General features: G+C 49.8%; 15 protein-coding genes. 11 read left to right on the forward strand and 4 right to left on the reverse strand.

What is annotated here, in order from left to right; genetic code table 11:
- Window positions 1-66: 66 nt before the first annotated feature.
- On the reverse strand, window positions 67-1,695 hold the full coding sequence (locus SPTER_RS02025; RefSeq protein WP_144348828.1) for an L-lactate permease: 1,629 nt from the start codon (window positions 1,693-1,695) through the stop codon (window positions 67-69).
- A gap of 153 nt (window positions 1,696-1,848) precedes the next feature.
- Between SPTER_RS02025 and SPTER_RS02030 the strand changes: the two genes are divergently transcribed.
- The 3 genes from SPTER_RS02030 to SPTER_RS02040 are packed head-to-tail and all read left to right on the forward strand — an operon-like array spanning window position 1,849 to window position 4,702.
- Window positions 1,849-2,577 (forward strand): (Fe-S)-binding protein, encoded by a 729-nt coding sequence (locus SPTER_RS02030; protein WP_144348829.1) that lies wholly within the window; start codon window positions 1,849-1,851, stop codon window positions 2,575-2,577.
- Entirely contained in the window at window positions 2,574-3,998 is a 1,425-nt protein-coding gene (locus SPTER_RS02035) for a LutB/LldF family L-lactate oxidation iron-sulfur protein (RefSeq protein ID WP_211367394.1), read from the forward strand. Before SPTER_RS02030 ends, SPTER_RS02035 begins: the two co-directional genes overlap by 4 nt.
- A complete protein-coding gene (locus SPTER_RS02040) occupies window positions 3,995-4,702 on the forward strand; it encodes a LutC/YkgG family protein (protein WP_170233103.1) in 708 nt (235 codons plus the stop codon). Before SPTER_RS02035 ends, SPTER_RS02040 begins: the two co-directional genes overlap by 4 nt.
- 88 nt (window positions 4,703-4,790) lie before the next feature.
- On the opposite strand, the gene SPTER_RS24490 is transcribed toward SPTER_RS02040, so the two are convergent.
- Window positions 4,791-4,964 (reverse strand): hypothetical protein, encoded by a 174-nt coding sequence (locus SPTER_RS24490; protein ID WP_170233104.1) that lies wholly within the window; start codon window positions 4,962-4,964, stop codon window positions 4,791-4,793.
- A gap of 91 nt (window positions 4,965-5,055) precedes the next feature.
- The gene (locus SPTER_RS02045; protein ID WP_144348831.1) at window positions 5,056-5,961 is read right to left on the reverse strand and encodes a LysR family transcriptional regulator; all 906 of its coding nucleotides are present in this window, start codon (window positions 5,959-5,961) and stop codon (window positions 5,056-5,058) included.
- 565 nt (window positions 5,962-6,526) lie between these two features.
- Between SPTER_RS02045 and SPTER_RS02050 the strand changes: the two genes are divergently transcribed.
- The 6 genes from SPTER_RS02050 to SPTER_RS02075 all read left to right on the forward strand — a co-directional run bounded on the left by SPTER_RS02050 (window position 6,527) and on the right by SPTER_RS02075 (window position 12,571).
- Window positions 6,527-7,792 (forward strand): helix-turn-helix transcriptional regulator, encoded by a 1,266-nt coding sequence (locus SPTER_RS02050; protein ID WP_144348832.1) that lies wholly within the window; start codon window positions 6,527-6,529, stop codon window positions 7,790-7,792.
- Between the two features lie 237 nt (window positions 7,793-8,029).
- A complete protein-coding gene (locus SPTER_RS02055) occupies window positions 8,030-9,214 on the forward strand; it encodes an ABC transporter substrate-binding protein (protein ID WP_144348833.1) in 1,185 nt (394 codons plus the stop codon).
- A gap of 96 nt (window positions 9,215-9,310) precedes the next feature.
- Window positions 9,311-10,171, forward strand: coding sequence for a branched-chain amino acid ABC transporter permease (locus SPTER_RS02060; RefSeq protein WP_144348834.1), 861 nt, complete (start codon window positions 9,311-9,313; stop codon window positions 10,169-10,171).
- Window positions 10,172-10,193: 22 nt separating this feature from the next.
- Window positions 10,194-11,117 carry a branched-chain amino acid ABC transporter permease gene (locus SPTER_RS02065; protein ID WP_144348835.1) on the forward strand — a complete coding sequence of 308 codons (924 nt, stop codon included), beginning with the start codon at window positions 10,194-10,196 and terminating at the stop codon, window positions 11,115-11,117.
- Window positions 11,104-11,874 carry an ABC transporter ATP-binding protein gene (locus SPTER_RS02070; protein WP_144348836.1) on the forward strand — a complete coding sequence of 257 codons (771 nt, stop codon included), beginning with the start codon at window positions 11,104-11,106 and terminating at the stop codon, window positions 11,872-11,874. The genes SPTER_RS02065 and SPTER_RS02070 overlap by 14 nt, the downstream gene beginning before the upstream one ends.
- Window positions 11,867-12,571: an ABC transporter ATP-binding protein gene (locus SPTER_RS02075; protein ID WP_144348837.1), complete on the forward strand. Its 705-nt coding sequence runs from the start codon at window positions 11,867-11,869 to the stop codon at window positions 12,569-12,571. The genes SPTER_RS02070 and SPTER_RS02075 overlap by 8 nt, the downstream gene beginning before the upstream one ends.
- A gap of 137 nt (window positions 12,572-12,708) precedes the next feature.
- Here the strand turns inward: SPTER_RS02075 and pdxK are convergent, their stop codons facing one another.
- A complete protein-coding gene (pdxK, locus tag SPTER_RS02080) occupies window positions 12,709-13,518 on the reverse strand; it encodes a pyridoxine/pyridoxal/pyridoxamine kinase (RefSeq protein ID WP_144348838.1) in 810 nt (269 codons plus the stop codon).
- Between the two features lie 161 nt (window positions 13,519-13,679).
- On the opposite strand from pdxK, the gene pdxR reads away from it, so the two are divergent.
- Together pdxR and SPTER_RS02090 are read left to right on the forward strand one after the other, a co-directional pair.
- Window positions 13,680-15,089, forward strand: a complete 1,410-nt coding sequence (gene pdxR / locus SPTER_RS02085) for a MocR-like pyridoxine biosynthesis transcription factor PdxR (protein WP_144348839.1) — start codon at window positions 13,680-13,682, stop codon at window positions 15,087-15,089.
- 134 nt (window positions 15,090-15,223) lie between these two features.
- Window positions 15,224-16,096 (forward strand): DMT family transporter, encoded by an 873-nt coding sequence (locus SPTER_RS02090; protein ID WP_144348840.1) that lies wholly within the window; start codon window positions 15,224-15,226, stop codon window positions 16,094-16,096.
- The last annotated feature ends 106 nt before the right edge of the window (window positions 16,097-16,202 follow it).

Here is a 16,202-nt window from a genome sequence, read left to right on the forward strand (position 1 = left end):
AATAATCGGCGGCCAGAACCGGAGCCAACAAAAGCCGCCGCCATTTTTGGCAGGCGGCACAGTGTATTATGGAATCATCCAGGCCAGGATGTAGGCCTGTAAATAGGTCATGACGCCGACAATGACCGCCAATGCGAGGGAGTGCATGACAGTGAAGCTGAATAAGTCTCCCTCTTTGCCCACCAGGCCTGTGGCCGCAGTTGCCACAGCGATACTCTGGGGCGAAATCATTTTGCCGGTAACACCGCCGGAAGAGTTGGCGGCAACCGTCAGAATCGGGTCAACTCCCACCTGTTGGGCGGTTACTGCCTGCAGGTTGCCGAACAGGGCATTCGCCGAGGTGTCTGAGCCGGTAAGAAATACTCCCAGCCAGCCCAGCCAGGCCGAGAAGAAGGGAAAGAATGAGCCGGTTCCGGCCAGAAACAAGCCAAGGCTGGAACTCATGCCCGAGTAGTTCATAATATAGGCCAGGCCAAGTACGGCCGGAATTGTAATTAAAGGCTTGGTCAGCTGCTTAAAGGTTTTACCCAGAATACTAAAGAACCGTCCAGGCCCTACGCCCAGGATCATAGCCGAAAATATGCTGGCAATAAACAGGGCCGTTCCGGCCGCGCTCAGCCAGTTGAGCTTGTAAGCGGCCGCCATTGCCACCGGGGTTTTGGCAATAGGGGCAACCTGGGTAACCATATTGTGCAGGCCCGGCACGTAAATGGAGAGGGTCGGGGCTTCAATAAGGGCTTTAACCGGTTTTAAGCCCCAGAGAATAACCATCACAGTGAGGATAATAAAAGGGGACCAGGCAGTAATCAATTCCCTGCCTGAATAGGTTGGCAGGGTGGCAGCCGCCGTTTTGTTTCCCTGCTCACCGGGGAAACGCCAGACTGATACCGGTTTCCAGCTCTTCAGAAAAAAAGTCAGGGCCAGTATGCAAGCCAGAGAAGAAAGGATATCGGGCAGTTCCGGTCCCAGGTAGTTTGAAGAGAAGAATTGGAGGACGGCAAAGGAAACGCCGGCTATCAAACAGGCAGGCAGTACCTCCATCGTTGCCTTCCAACCGGCCATTAGCATAATCAGCCAAAAAGGGATAAAAACCGAGATAAAGGGGAGCTGCCGTCCTACCATCTGGCTGATTTTCATCGTATCAAGGCCTGTAACCTGGCCGGCGACAATAATGGGAATACCAATACCGCCAAAGGCTACCGGGGCGGTGTTGGCAATAAGGCACAAGCCGGCTGCATATAAGGGGTTAAAGCCAAGACCAACAAGCATACCTGCCGATATAGCCACCGGGGTGCCAAAGCCTGCCGCTCCCTCCAGAAAAGCCCCGAAAGCAAAGGCGATCAGCAGGGCCTGCAGGCGCCGGTCATCGGTTATAGTGGCAATGGAATTTTTAATAATCTCAAATTTACCGGTTTCGACCGTCATATTATAGATAAATATCGCGGTTATTACTATCCAGAAGATGGGGAAAATGCCGTAGGCAATACCCATAAGCGCTGCCATCAGGGTGGTGGTGAAAGGCATTTTATAGACCAATACTGCTACCAGGAAGGCAGCTGCCAACGCTGAAATCCCGGCAACCTGTCCAGGCGCCCGGCGGATAGCCAATAAGTAAAAAATCACGATGATTGGAATGGAGGCAGCCAAGGCAGACAGTGCCAGATTGCCTAACGGTACATATTCCTGAGTCCACATTGTATTATTGTCCCTCCTGCTGTTAAACAACTAAAAATTCTATTTTATTATTTACAAGAGCGATTTGAAAAAAACAGGATAATGCTGGATGATCTGCACAGACTATAAATGACCGCTTGTCAGATATTATTAGATTTGTGGAGGCCACTGGGGATGAAAGCATCGATATTTATTACCTGCATCTGCGACAGTATGTACCCACAGGTTGGTGACTCCATGGTCAGGGTGCTTGAGAAGCTGGGCGTGACCCTGGATTTTCCGCCGGAGCAGACCTGTTGCGGCCAGCCGGCATTGAGCAGCGGTTATTGGGAAGATGCCAAACCGGTGGCCGAGACCATGCTCACAGCCTTTAAAAACAGCGAGTATGTTGTTGCCCCGGCAGGCTCATGCATCACGGCCATTAAGGAGTATTATCCGGCCTTATTTGAGCAGAACCCTGATCAGTACCGGCAAGCCAAAGAACTTATCGGCAAAATCTATGAATTTAGTGAATTTGTTGTAAAGATATTAAAGAAAGAAGATGTTGGCGCCAGCTTCCCGCATCGCGTTACCTACCATTCAAGCTGCCATGCGCGCCGGTTTCTGAATACTGACGAATATATCCTTGCTTTACTTAAAAATGTACGGGAGATAGACTATGTGCCGTTGCCGCATGAGGAGGCCTGCTGCGGTTTTGGCGGTACTTTTGCTGTTAAATTACCGGAAATATCCGAGGCTATGGTGGATGAGAAGGTGAGAAATATCTTTGAAACCAAGGCTGATGTGCTTATTGGCACCGATTTAAGCTGTTTAATGAACATTACCGGCCGTCTGAGAAAGCAAAAGTCCAATATACGGGTAATGCATATGGCTGAGTTATTGGATGAGGGGATGAGAACGTGAGTGAGAGACCGGCTCTCCAACTGCGGGACCGGGCAGTTAAAGCCTTAAAAGATGACCAGATGCGTCAGGCTGTCCGCAATGCAGTGGACCGCTTAAGCGGCAACAAGGAGAAAGCAGCCCGCGAGCTTCCCCACTGGGAGCAGTGGCGGGAACAGACGAGGCTTATTCGCCAGCATACGATTGACAACCTTGATTACTATCTGAAAATGTTAACAGATAATGTGCGTAAGGCCGGCGGCCAGGTTCACTTTGCACTGACGGCGGAAGCTGCGAGGGGGATCATCACCGGCTTATGCCAGCAGTATGAAGCCAAGCTGGTTGTTAAATCCAAGTCCATGGTGACCGAGGAAATACACCTCAATCCTGCCCTGGAAAAGGCCGGGATGGAGGTTGTTGAAAGCGATCTGGCCGAATATATTCTGCAACTGGCCGGTGAGACGCCCTCACACATCATTGTGCCGGCGATTCATAAGAACCGGTACCAGATTGCCGACCTGTTTTCGCAGGTGGCCGGCGAAAAGGTGGAATCAGATACGCCGGCCCTCACCCGCTTTGCCCGTCAAACCCTGCGGGAGAAATTTATGGAGGCCGACATTGGCATTACCGGCTGTAATTTTGCGGTTGCAGAGACAGGCTCGGTTACGCTGGTTACCAATGAAGGCAATGCCCGGTTATCAACGGCCTTACCCCGGGTTGTTATCAGTGTTATGGGCATGGAACGGCTTGTGCCGGCATTTGAGGACCTGGAAACCGTATTATCTATGCTGCCGCGCAGTGCCACCGGCCAAAAACTCACCAGTTATATCTCGGTTATCAACGGTCCCCGCCAGGCAGCCGACATTGATGGCTGTGAGAAATTCCATCTGGTTATTGTCGATAATGGCCGTTCCCGCATTCTGGCTGATGAAGAATACCGTCAGTCCCTGAACTGTATCCGGTGTGGGGCCTGCTTTAACGTATGTCCGGTGTACCGGCAGATCGGCGGCCATGCCTACGGGTCGGTATATGGCGGGCCGATAGGATCGGTCATCACCCCCCTGCTTGAAAATGATTTCGCGTTCTGGGGTGAATTACCTTATGCGTCGACGTTATGTGCCGCTTGCACCAGTACCTGCCCGGCGAAGATCCCGCTGCAGGAGTTGCTGCTTAAGCTGCGGGCCCACCGGGTCAGCGCCGGGTATACCAACACCTTTGAGAAAATTGCCTTTGGCCTGTGGAAACGGTTTTTCAAGCTGCCCGGCACCTATAAATTTGCGATGAAGGCTGCCTCACTGGGGCAAAAGCCGTTAGTTAAAAATGGGTATATTACAGCCCGGATACCGCTATTAGCTAACTGGACTAACTCGCGCTATCTTCCGGCTGCGGCGGATGAGACTTTCCGTGACAGATGGAAAAAGCGCAAAAAGCAGGTGAGCCCATGACAGTAATCCATGGAGACCTTTCCCGGGAAACGCAATTCCTGCAAACAGTGGCTAAAGCCTTGGGCCGGGATAAGGCCCTTTCTGTGGCGCCTACCCGTCAGGAAGCAGGACCGCCGGCCTTTTGGCGGGAACAGCAATTTGAGAATACGCAGCCGTTGGCACTCTTTAAGACTAATCTTGAGGCCCTCACCGGCAAAGTAGTAATCGTTCGTGACGGCAGCGAAGCAACTAATCAGATAAAGCTCTGGCTGAAGGTTCTAAATGCAAAATCAGCCATCCTCTGGGATCACCCCACCCTGCGTAAGTATATAGAACCGGCCCAGTTGGGGGTTAAGGCCGTCTTTTGGAATAATGAAAGATCCCGCGAGGAATTGATCGAAATTGCCGAGCAGTCGGATGTGGGCATTACCTGGGTGGATTATGCAATCGGCTATACGGGAACCGTGGCTCTGTTTAACGGAGCTGCTACCGGACGTTCTGTGAGCCTGCTGCCGCCCACCCATATTGCCGTGATGAGGCAAGCAGATATTGTACCCACTATGTCCACCGTGATGAGAGAGCTGCTGGCGCGGTGCGGCCAGGGGAATTTGCCTTCGGCTATTGATTTCATAACCGGTCCCAGCCGGACTTCAGACATTGAGATGGATTTATCGATCGGGGTCCACGGCCCGGTCCGCATCTGGGCAGTTGTCATTGAAGACTAATATACAAATAATCCCCAGCCTCTGAGCCAAGGCTGGGGATTTGTCTATTATTATTAATAGCGGTCCTATATCCTATGTGTTCTTAAAGCTAGCTGTGTTTTCTGTGCCTAAGTTTATACCGCAGCCAGTGCTCACAATCCGTCCAGATGGCAACAGCCACGAATCCGCCGATAAAGAGCTTCTCCCAGCTAAGTCCGCTGTAAAACTGGTCAATAAGTAAAAACACTATGCCTACGGTACATACCAGACTACAAGCCCGCATGACTGTTCCCTCCCCGTGTTGCTGTTTGCATTATACCGTACAGGCCGGCGGGAAGGAAATCGTGGTTGTCTATGGTAATGATAAAAATCTTTTATGGTTTAGTGTTAAGATAGCAGTACAGATCACTCCGGATAGTGGCATGTTCTGCGAACAGCAACAGCAGTGACCGCAGGGCTGATGTCAATACCTTGTTTTTATGAAAGGCGACAGAAATAATGAAAGTGAGTTGTGGTTTACCGGTTAATTCCACAAGGGTACCGTCCTCTAAATATGCTTCCACTAATACATGCGGCAGTATGCTTGCGCCTAATCCATCCAGCACCGCTCTTTTAATAGCCTCGGCATCGCTGTATTCAATAAGAGAATGAACATCCTGCTCCTGCACGACCTCTTCATATTTACTTCGATATACACAGCCGGGGCGAAAATTAATGAAAGGGTAATGACTAATGTCGTGACAATGGTGATGAGTGACAAATAAATCCCGCTTAGCCACCCAGACTAATTTTTCTTTAGACAGGTTGAACTGTAAGATTTGGTTATGGCTAATGTTATCATGGACGATAGCTAGATCAAAAGTGTTATCCAGGAGCCCTTTTACTGTCATGGGGAGATTGGTGCAAATATCGACAAGGATTGAGCCGGCGGGGCAGCGCTCCTGAAAGTCCAGCAATATTGGGGACAGGATATAGCTGGCCGCCGTGGTCGATGCCCCTAAGTTTATCGGGTTGGCAGCGGCGGAAAAGCGCTGCATGCCGGTATTCATATCATTATATGCGGTTAACAGCCGGCCGGCATGGATGATCAGTTCCCGGCCGGCGGCAGTAATATAAAGCTTTTTGCCAATACGCTCAAACAGGGCAGCGCCAAAATGTTCTTCCAGTGTTTGAATTTGGGCCGTGACTGTCGGCTGGGTAAAATTCAGCTGCTCCGCAGCCTGCGTGATGTTATTCAGCTTTGCCACCAGCAGAAAGGTGCGAAATAATTGAATATCCATTAGTTAATTCCTCCAGGCCGTATACATTATTATTAGCATATAGTAAATGCTTTTACAATACTTATCCCGGAACTATTGTCAGGATTTGCGGCAGGATGTTTTCAGGATATTCATTATGTTCACAGATAAGTACAAATAGAGAAAAGAAGCTCGTTGTCGGAGCTTCCTTTCTATCCTTATTTGGGGTTGGAAAAATTTTCATTTACCATTGGCAAGAGAATTGCAACTGCGAAGAATATAAGCATTTCCATCGCCAGTCCTCCTTTTCCATCCGGTATGCAAGCTGTGCTGGGAAGGAGTGCCGCAGGCTATTCAGAGAGCAGTAATTTATGAAGCATAAAGTTCCTTGATACCGTTCTTAGTAAAATTATAGGTCTTTTCCGGCTCCCTGTGAAATTGGCAATAATTATTGATTGCATAGACTTTTTCTATATAGAGGCCAGAACAGGTCAGGCCAGGGTTAAATATAGGTACCACAACCTGCTTGCAGGAGGAATATATTGTTTGCATAGCCAATTAATAGTTAACTCACTCTTTGCAGCAAACTAAGTAAAGTCAGGTAGATATGATGGATACTGATCTGTGGGGCTTAAACAAGACATTTTTAGCCAATAAACACCGGCAGCTGATTAAAGAGGCTGTCAGACGCGAGTTTGCCTTTGAAGCAATATTTGGTAATGCCGAAACTGATATGGCTGAGTTTCTGTCTGTTTTTAATATCCAGCTGCTCCCGACCGTGGCCATTGTGATTCAGGCCGATAATGCCGGCACCGCCTGTTTTGACCACACAATTATTCAGCGGCAGCAGAAAGATATTTATAGCCGGGTACTCGCTATGCTGCAACAGGATGTGGAAGGTATTGTTACCGTGGTTGGCCAGGACAATATCTTTGCGATTACTGTTGGCGAGCGGGACATTGCTTTGCTGTTGCCTGTTGATATAAAGAGAAGCCAGGCGGAGGCCGGGATTGCGGCGAAGAGATATGGCCGGCATATCAAAGCCCATTTATCAAAAAAGATGAATTATAGTATCAGTTTAGGCATCGGCCAGGGGTACGAATTTAAAAATATCCGGCAATCCTATTTTGAAGCCTGCGCCGCCTTAAAATATAAGTTTTATCAGGGCGATGGCACTGTCATCCATTATAGTGAGGTTTCCTGGGGCGACAGGGCCAGTCAGCAAATATTCATTGATTACGAGACCAAGCTGCTGTCAATTGTCCGCAAGGGCGAGTGGCAGCATGCGGCGGTTGTGGTCGCGCACATGCTTGACACAATTGGCAACACCATGCGTGTACATCCTGATGTACTCAAGGTACGGGTACTGGAGCTGTTGACTGTCATATCCCGCGGCATTATGGATCTGGGGGGGGACCCGGATACCTTACTGGATATCAAGATCCGGTCAGGCGATGAGATCGGCAGGGTAACCACCCTGAACGAGATGAAAGCCTGGCTGCCGGCGCTGATCATCGAGATGTGCGCATTATTTAAGGAAAAGCAACAAGCGGCTATTGTCCGGGCGGTTACTAATGCCAAGCAGTTTATTGCTGAAAACTATCAGCGGGACATATCGCTGGAGGACCTGGCCAAGCGGGAGTATCTGAGCCTGTCATACTTTAGCAGGGCTTTTAGCGAGGTGGTGGGGACGAGTTTTACCGACTATCTGAAGGCGGTGCGGGTAACCCACGCGCAGACCTTACTGTTAACCACCGATAAGGGGGTAGCCGAGATCGCCGCCAGAGTCGGGTATCAGGACCCCAACTACTTCAGCCGGGTATTTAAAAAGGCCACAGGCAAAAGCCCGCAGCGGTACCGGCTGGGCGAATAAATGCAGGTCGTGTTTTCTTTGCCTGATCAGAAGATATGTCGGTTTCTGATCATAAGTAAGAATGACTATACCCTAAAGGGCACAGGTGGCTTCTGCCGGCGTCCTAAGGACTTGGCACAAGCCAAGTCCTTTCTTTATTTCGTCAAAACTGTGCTAATTGTGACATAATTCTGCAGAGGTTTTTTGCAAAGTATGCTAAATAATACATATTAATCTAATATTAAAGGAGGGAATTGCATGACCCAGAAACGTATGTTTACTCTGCTGGCACTCTTTGTTACAATGGCCCTGCTGGTAACCGGCTGTGGCGGCACACAAAGTGCTCAGTCCGACAACAAGGGGCCGGTAAAAATTGGTTTCTTTGCCCCGGTAACCGGGCCGGCGGCAGCTGACGGGGAAAGCGTACTGAATGCAGCGAAGCTGGCGGTGGAGACAATTAACAATGACGGCGGTATTAACGGCCGCAAGGTAGAACTTGTTAATTATGATGATGCTCTAGACAGCAAGCAGGCAGTAAGCATTGCGCAAAAGCTAACCACCAAAGACGGTGTTGTAGCCGTTGTCAGCGGCTCCTACAGCGGTACTACCCGCGCCTCGGCCAAGATTTACCAGGATGCCAAAATTCCTATGATTTCCGCCTATGCGCTTCATCCTGACATTACGAAAACCGGCAACTATATGTTCCGTCAGTCCTTTGTCGGCCCTGTTCAGGGCAAAGCCGGCGCCAAAGTGGCGGTTGACATGCTCAACGCCAAGAAAATATCAATTCTCCAGGTGGATATTGATTTCGGCAAGACCTTAGCTGCCGGTTTCACAGAAAAAGCGCAGCAGCTGGGAGCAGAAATCATATCTGTTGATTCTTTCTCCACCGGTGAAAAGGAGTTTACGCCGGTTCTGACTAAAATCAAACAACTTAACCCTGATCTCATTTATATTCCCGGCTACGCCGCCGAATGCTCGCAGATTGTCCGCCAGGCCAAAGAACTGGGGATTACGGCCAAAATACTGGGCACAGAAGGGGCTGACTCAACGGTACAGTTTCTTGGCGTTGCCAAGGACGCCGCTAATGGTGTCATTATTACCACCAATATGAACCGTGACAGTGACCGCAAGCTTGTACAGGACTTTATTAAAGATTACAACCAAAAATACGGCTATAAACCGGATATGGTGGCTGCATCAACCTATGATGCCTTCATGGTGCTGGCGAATGTAATGAAAACCAAAGGCACAGAGCCTGATACAATTCGTCAGGGTCTGACAGAGGTAAAAGATTATGAGGCTGTAACCGGACTGATTAAAGGCTACAATCAGCTTGGTGAGGTTAAAAAGTCCGTCCAGGTCCAAATCGTTAAAGACGCCGAATTCCATTATTTTGGCGAGATTAGTGATGATGACATTATAACCCCTCCGAGCGAATAAGTGAATCAGGGGCAATTAGCGGGATCGGGGCGCGGCCTCTATCCCCTTCTTCCCCTGGCTGCTTTTTGCTAAACGCAGACAAAGGAGTATGAATTTATGATCATGCAGCAAGTATTAAACGGCCTGGTCATCGGGGGTGTATATGCACTAACCGCTATGGGCGCGGCTATGGTGTACGGCATCCTGAGAATCCTGGACCTGGCCAGCGCCGGTGCCTATGCGATCGGGGCCTACGCGGGCTTATTTCTCTATCTGGCAACCGATAATATTGTTCTGTCCTTTACGGGTGCCATTTTACTTACCGGTTTTTTTGGCACAGCCGTTCAGAAACTGCTCTATATTCCCATGCTGAACCGTCCGCCGATTGTGCCGCTTATTGCCAGTATCGGCCTTTTCATTTTTATTCAGGATCTGCTGCGCCTGATTGCCGGTCCCCGCATCAGGGTATTTAATGTTCAACTGCCATTTTCAGCCTGGAGAACAGAAAACCTGACGGTAAATCCAACGTGGATATTGATTATTCTGCTGGCGGCTGCCTTTTTGGCTTTGTTATGGTATATCCTCACCCGGACGCGGATTGGCCTGGCCTGGCGGGCGACAGCCCAGGATCTGGAGATAGCCAAAGCCATGGGTGTTAATATTAATAAAGTTGTGGCCCTGAATTTTTTCCTGGGTTATTCTTTTGCCGCTGCTGCCGGCATTATGGTCGGTATGTTGTATAGCTCAGTCTTTCCCACCATGGGTGATGTTCCGGCCTATAAAATGCTGGCCTTAATTGTGCTGGGCGGCCTGGGCAGTCCGGTAGGCACGGTAATTGCCGCCTTGTTGATTGGTTTGATCGAGACATTGGTTGCCGGTTATATCGGTTTTTTCCTGCCCCGGGATGCCATCGCTTTCGTCGCGTTAATTATTATCCTGTTAATTAAGCCGGAAGGGCTGATCAGCAAAAAAGCCTAATACGTAAGAAAAGGGTGTTGGCATGTACGAATTAGTTGTAGGCATTAATATTGGTATTTTTATTCTGCTAGCCCTCAGTCTGAATGTGATTACAGGTTATGCCGGACAACCGTCGATGGGGCATGCCGCTTTCTTTGGCATCGGGGCCTATACCGCGGCTGTCATGACGGCAAAACTGGGTCTCAGCTTCTGGCTGTCGCTGCCGGTGGCCGGTATTGCCGCCGGGGTTGTCGGCGTGCTGCTGGGCTTGGTAAGTCTGCGGGTACGGGATGATTTCCTGGCAGTGACTACAATTGGGGTTAACTTTGTGGCTGTGGCCATCTTTCATTATACGCCGTATCTTGGCTCGTCCTATGGACTGGAGGTCAACAAGCCGGTATTGTTCGGCACTGAGCTTGGCAATCCGGAATTTTTCGCATTAATTGTTGTGCTGATCATTCTTGTCTGCCTGTTATGTGTTAAAATTCAAAATTCCTGGCTGGGCCTGGCGTTAAGCGGCATCCGGAATAACGAGGAGGCGGCCGCTTCGCTGGGAATCGATGTCAGCCGGTTTAAGATTATCGCTTTTACCATCGGCACGGCGATCGCCGGTTCAACCGGCGCTGTATATGCCCATTACATGGGGTTCATTTATTCCAGTGATTTTGCTTTTATTACCTCGATATCCATTCTGTCGATGATCGTAATTGGCGGGATGGGGACCATTAGAGGGGCAATTACGGGGGCCATTATTCTAGGCCTTATGCCGGAGATTTTCCGTTTTATCTCAGATTACCGGATGCTGCTGTACGGCGGGCTGCTGGTCTTTATGATGAGATTCCAGCCTGAGGGTCTGCTGGGTGAGAACAGCTTTGTCTGGCGAAAACTCTCGCCCTGCCTGAATAAAGCCGCAGCCATGATGGGACTAAGCAGCCAGAGGAGGATCAGCGGTGATGGCAAACACTAAAGAGAAAATGCTGCAGGTGTTAAACCTGAAAAAATTCTTCGGTGGTCTAAAAGCTGTTAATGATGTCAGTTTTGATGTATATAAAGGAGAAACCTTAGCGTTAATTGGCCCTAACGGGGCCGGTAAATCGACGCTCTTTAATACGGTGTGTGGTGTTTACGCCCCCACTGCCGGGCAAATACTGCTGTCAGGACAGGAGATTCAGGGGTTGAAACCGCACGAGATTGCCCGGCGGCGGGTGGCCCGGACCTTTCAAATCTCTCACCCGTGTCAGGACATGACTGTGCTGGATAATATCATCATGGCTATGGGGCTCAGTCAATATAGCTCGCTGACAGGCATCTTCGGCAACAGCCGGACCAAAGGGAATATTGAGAAAGCGGAACAGCTGCTGGACAAAGTGGGGATCCTGGCGCAGCGGGACCGGCGGGCCGGGGATTTAAGCCTTGGTTATATGCGCAGGCTGGAGATTGCCAGAGCTTTAGCGCTTGAGCCGCTGCTGATTCTGCTGGATGAACCCTGCGCCGGCTTAAGCAATAATGCGGAAGCAGAGTTCATTGAGATAATTAATCAGCTCAAAGCGCAGGGAACGACGATTATGCTGGTTGAACATAATATGTCCATTGCGATGACAGTAAGCGACCGGGTCGTCGTCATCAGTTACGGGGAAAAAATTGCCGAAGGGGTGCCCCAGGAAATTCAGAGCAATCCCTATGTAATTGAAGCTTATCTGGGAAAGGACGATGACTGTGCTTAAACTAGAGAATATCAATACTTTTTATGGTCATTCCCAGGCCCTGGAAAATATAGCTATCGATGTACAGGCCGGCGAGTTTGTCACGATATTAGGGGCGAATGGTGCCGGGAAAAGCACCATCATGAAGACGATTATGGGGTTGGTAAAGGCTAAAACCGGCACCATTTATTTTAACGGCCGGGATATTTCCCAATTGCCGCCGTGGGATCGGGCCGGCATCGGCATTGGCTATGTACCCGAGGGGCGCAGGGTATTCCCTGATCTGTCGGTGGAAGAGAACCTCCGGATGGGGGCCTACAGTGTCCGCGACGATAAAGTGATTGCGGCCAATATTGAAAAATCATATGTCCTTTTTCCCCGGCTTAAGGAACGGAAAAGCCAGCTGGCTAAGACCATGAGCGGCGGTGAGCAGCAAATGCTGGCGATTGCCAGGGCGCTGATGTTAAGCCCTAAACTACTTCTGATTGATGAAATCTCAATGGGGTTAATGCCTATTCTGGTTAATCACTCGCTGAGTATTGTAAAAAAACTCAACGACGCCGGACTTACCATTCTTATGGTAGAACAAAATGCCAACAAGGCGCTGAAAGTAGCGGACCGGGGTTATATTTTGAAGACAGGAAAAATTATTATGCAGGATACCAGCGAGCGTCTGCGCAATAATGCCGAAGTGATCAAGGCCTATCTCGGGGAATGACTGAGTATAAGCAGAAAGAGCATGGCCTGTACACTGGCAGGCTGTTATTAAAGCCAAATGAGGCAACCTCTCATTTGGCTTTGCTTATGAGCGCCAATAAAAAAAGACTTGCTATTAAAACAAGTCTTTTTACTCCGTTAATCTGATAACCGGTGGGCCGCATGCCAGGTGGGACCAACGTACTGGTTAAGCCGAAAGGAATGCTTGAGGGCGGTGGTTATAAACTCCTTGGCTTGCCGGACAGCTTCGGGAACGGCAAAGCCTTTGGCAAGGCCGGCGGTAATTGCCGCCGCATAGGTGCAGCCGGCGCCGTGGGTAAATTTTGTAGCCACTTTGGGGTTTTCCAGGATGATAAACTCTGTACCATCATAAAGTACGTCAACTGCATTGGCGGTGTTGAGTTTAGAGCCGCCTTTTATCAACACATTTTTCGGGCCCAGGGTATAAATTTTAGCGGCGGCTGCTTTCATATCAGCCACTCTGGCAATCGAGCGAATGCCGCTTAATTGTTCAGCTTCAAAAATGTTGGGCGTAATAACGGTCGCCCGGGGCGCCAGTTGTTCTTTCATGCTGACTGTTGATTCAGGATGTAAAACCTCATCTGTCCCTTTACAGACCATGACCGGATCAATCACTATATTTTTAACCTGGTATTGGTCGATTTTTTGGGCAACAAGCTCAATGACCTCGCTGGAGGCCAGCATTCCCGTTTTCAGGGCATCGACCCCAATACCGGCCAGCACTGTTTCCAACTGGGCTTCTAGGGCTGCCAGCGGCAGGGGATACACATCATGGGACCAATTGTTGTGCGGGTTTTGCGCGACAACGACTGTGAGTGCGGTCATGCCATAAATCCCAAGCTCCTGAAAAGTTTTTAGATCGGCCTGCAGACCGGCGCCGCCGCTTGTATCGGAACCAGCCACTGTAAGTGCTTTAACTACTGTCATGATAAGTCCTCCTTGTACTTGTACTTCAAACTATTCTAGCGGTTTAAGAAAGATGAAGTAGTGGGGCTTTAAAAAATTATAGTTGTAGTATAGAATATAATTGGTTATATTGAAATATACAGAATGAAGATATTTAATAGGTACAGTTTTAGGAGGACAGTATGTTAGAGCTGCTTATGCTTAACCCGAACAGCAAAGAACCCTTATATATACAGCTTTACCAGCATTATAAGAATGCAATTGAGCAAAACCGGATTGTCAAAGGGGAAAAGCTGCCATCCATCAGGGGCTTGGCTAAAAGCCTGGCGGTGAGCAAGATCACGGTTGAGAAAGCATACCAGCAGCTGCTGAGTGAGGGTTATATCAGCAATTATGACCGTTCACGGTACACTGTCAATAAATTCGAGGATATACGGTGCGAGACGGGGGCAGCAACTGCTGCCGCCGCCCCCGCTTATCAGCCGCTGCCGGCAGAAGAGGCCACGATACTTTATGACTTCGCCAGTGGCGAAATGGATATTAACGGGTTTGATTTCTCGTTATGGAAACGATACATCAGTAAAGTCTTTTTGAATAAAGAGCGGCTGGTTGGCTATGGCCATATTCGCGGCGAACCGGAGCTGCGTACTCAGATCGCTAAATATATCCAGAAGTCACGCGGCGTTTATACCCAGCCGGACCAGATCATTGTTGGCGCCGGGGTCCAAAACCTCCTGAATATTCTTTGCAGCCTGTTGAAACTGGAGCACCAAAGTATTGCTTTTGAAGAACCGGGCTTTAAGAACGGGAGACGCATATTTACCGACCATGCTTTTGCCATAATACCGGTAAAAATGAGGCAGGACGGCATTGCTATTGAGGAGCTGGTTAAAAGCGGCACCAAACTGGTGTACCTAAGTCCCTCCCATCAGTTCCCGACCGGGTATATAATGCCTGTTGGCAAAAGAACAAGGCTGCTAAAGTGGGCCCAGTCGGTTGACGGCACGATTATTGAGGATGACTATGACAGTGAATTCCGCTATTTCGGACGACCGATTCCCGCCTTAAAAGGCTTGGACAATGCCGGACGGGTGGTATATCTGGGCTCATTTTCCAAAGTTATACCGCCGTCAATACGGATCAGCTATCTGGTGCTGCCGGAACACTTGCTAGCTTTATATCACCAGAACTCTTCCTTATATAATCAGGCCGCTTCCACAATCGAGCAGCTGGCTTTGGCTAAATTTATGGAGGATGGTCATTTAGAGCGGCAGATTCGCCGGTTGCGCAAACTGTATGCGGAAAAGAATGTGCTTTTGTTTGACGCCATTAGAAATATTCTGGGCGAGCATGTTGAGGTGACTGATACTGAGTCAGGGCTGCATACCATCCTCAGTGTCAAAGCAGAGCTAACGGCTAAAGACCTGGTGGAAAAAGCATTGGCTCAGGGCTGCCGTGTGGCGCCTGTGCAGGATTACTATTTAGAATCATCGCAGGAAAAACTCCCGCAAATCATACTCTATTTTTCAAAAATACCTGCCAACCAGATCGCTACGGCTATCAGGCGCCTGCATCAGGCCTGGTTTGCCTAATTTTAAGGTGCGAAAAATAGCCTGGCAGTGCTGCTAAACGGTCTTGGTGATGCTATAATAAAAAAATACGCACAGATAGGACTTAGATTGGAATGGGCGGGGGCTGCGCGTGAATATTGGATGAGTGGGTATTTATGTTGAACTGGTTGCAGAGTTTTACGCTTTCAGAACGGCTGAAAGGTGTGTTTTTGCTGGCCGTAACCGCTGTCCTGTTGAGTACCAGCGGCCTCGGCATCAAATGGATTGACTGGAATCCGCTGGCAATTGCCGGGGCGAGGAGCGGGGTTGCCGCCCTCGTTATTTGGGCCGCTTTCCGGCATTCGCCGATCAGCTGGAACAAGGCTGCGGTTATTGGCGGGGTTGCTTACGCGGCCATGATGCTAACTTTTGTTACGGCCGTCAAGCTGACCACTGCGGCCAATGTCATTTTGCTGCAATATACCTGTCCGGTCTATGTCGCCATCCTGGGCGCTGTTTTTCTGAATGAGAAGCCCGGCTGGCAGGATCTGGTGACAATTGGGGCTGTTGTCGGCGGGATGGTGCTGTTTTTTCAGGAGCAAATGTCGGCAGACGGACTTGCCGGCAACCTGCTGGCCATCCTCAGCGGGGTGTCGATGGCCGTCATGACTGTAGCCATGCGCCTGCAAAAGGAAGGGTCGCCGTTCGGGTCCGTGCTGCTGGGGAATGGACTGACCTTTTTCTGCGGCCTGCCGTTTATATTTTCAGGCTCACCCGGCGCCGGCGGCTGGGCTGCTATTGTGGCCCTCGGCTGTGTCCAGATTGGGTTGGCCTATGTCCTGTATTCCCTTGCCATCAAATATGTAACCGCCCTTGAGGCTTCCATCATCACCATGATTGAACCGATCCTCAACCCCCTGTGGGTATTCCTGCTGCTGGGGGAGGGGCCCGGCTTTTGGTCGCTGGTCGGCGGCGGCATTATCCTGCTGGCTATTGCGGGCCGTTATATCATCCCGGCAATTAAGCCCCAGGCCGCTGCCGGTGGTTAAGCCGGCGGGTAGCAGGGAGAGTTAATTATTGGCTTGGCACTTTTGGGGAAATCCGGCCTGATTAAAGACTAAAATGTATAATGACTGCTGCTGAAAAAGACACTTG

The organism is Sporomusa termitida (assembly GCF_007641255.1).
Taxonomy (GTDB): domain Bacteria; phylum Bacillota; class Negativicutes; order Sporomusales; family Sporomusaceae; genus Sporomusa; species Sporomusa termitida.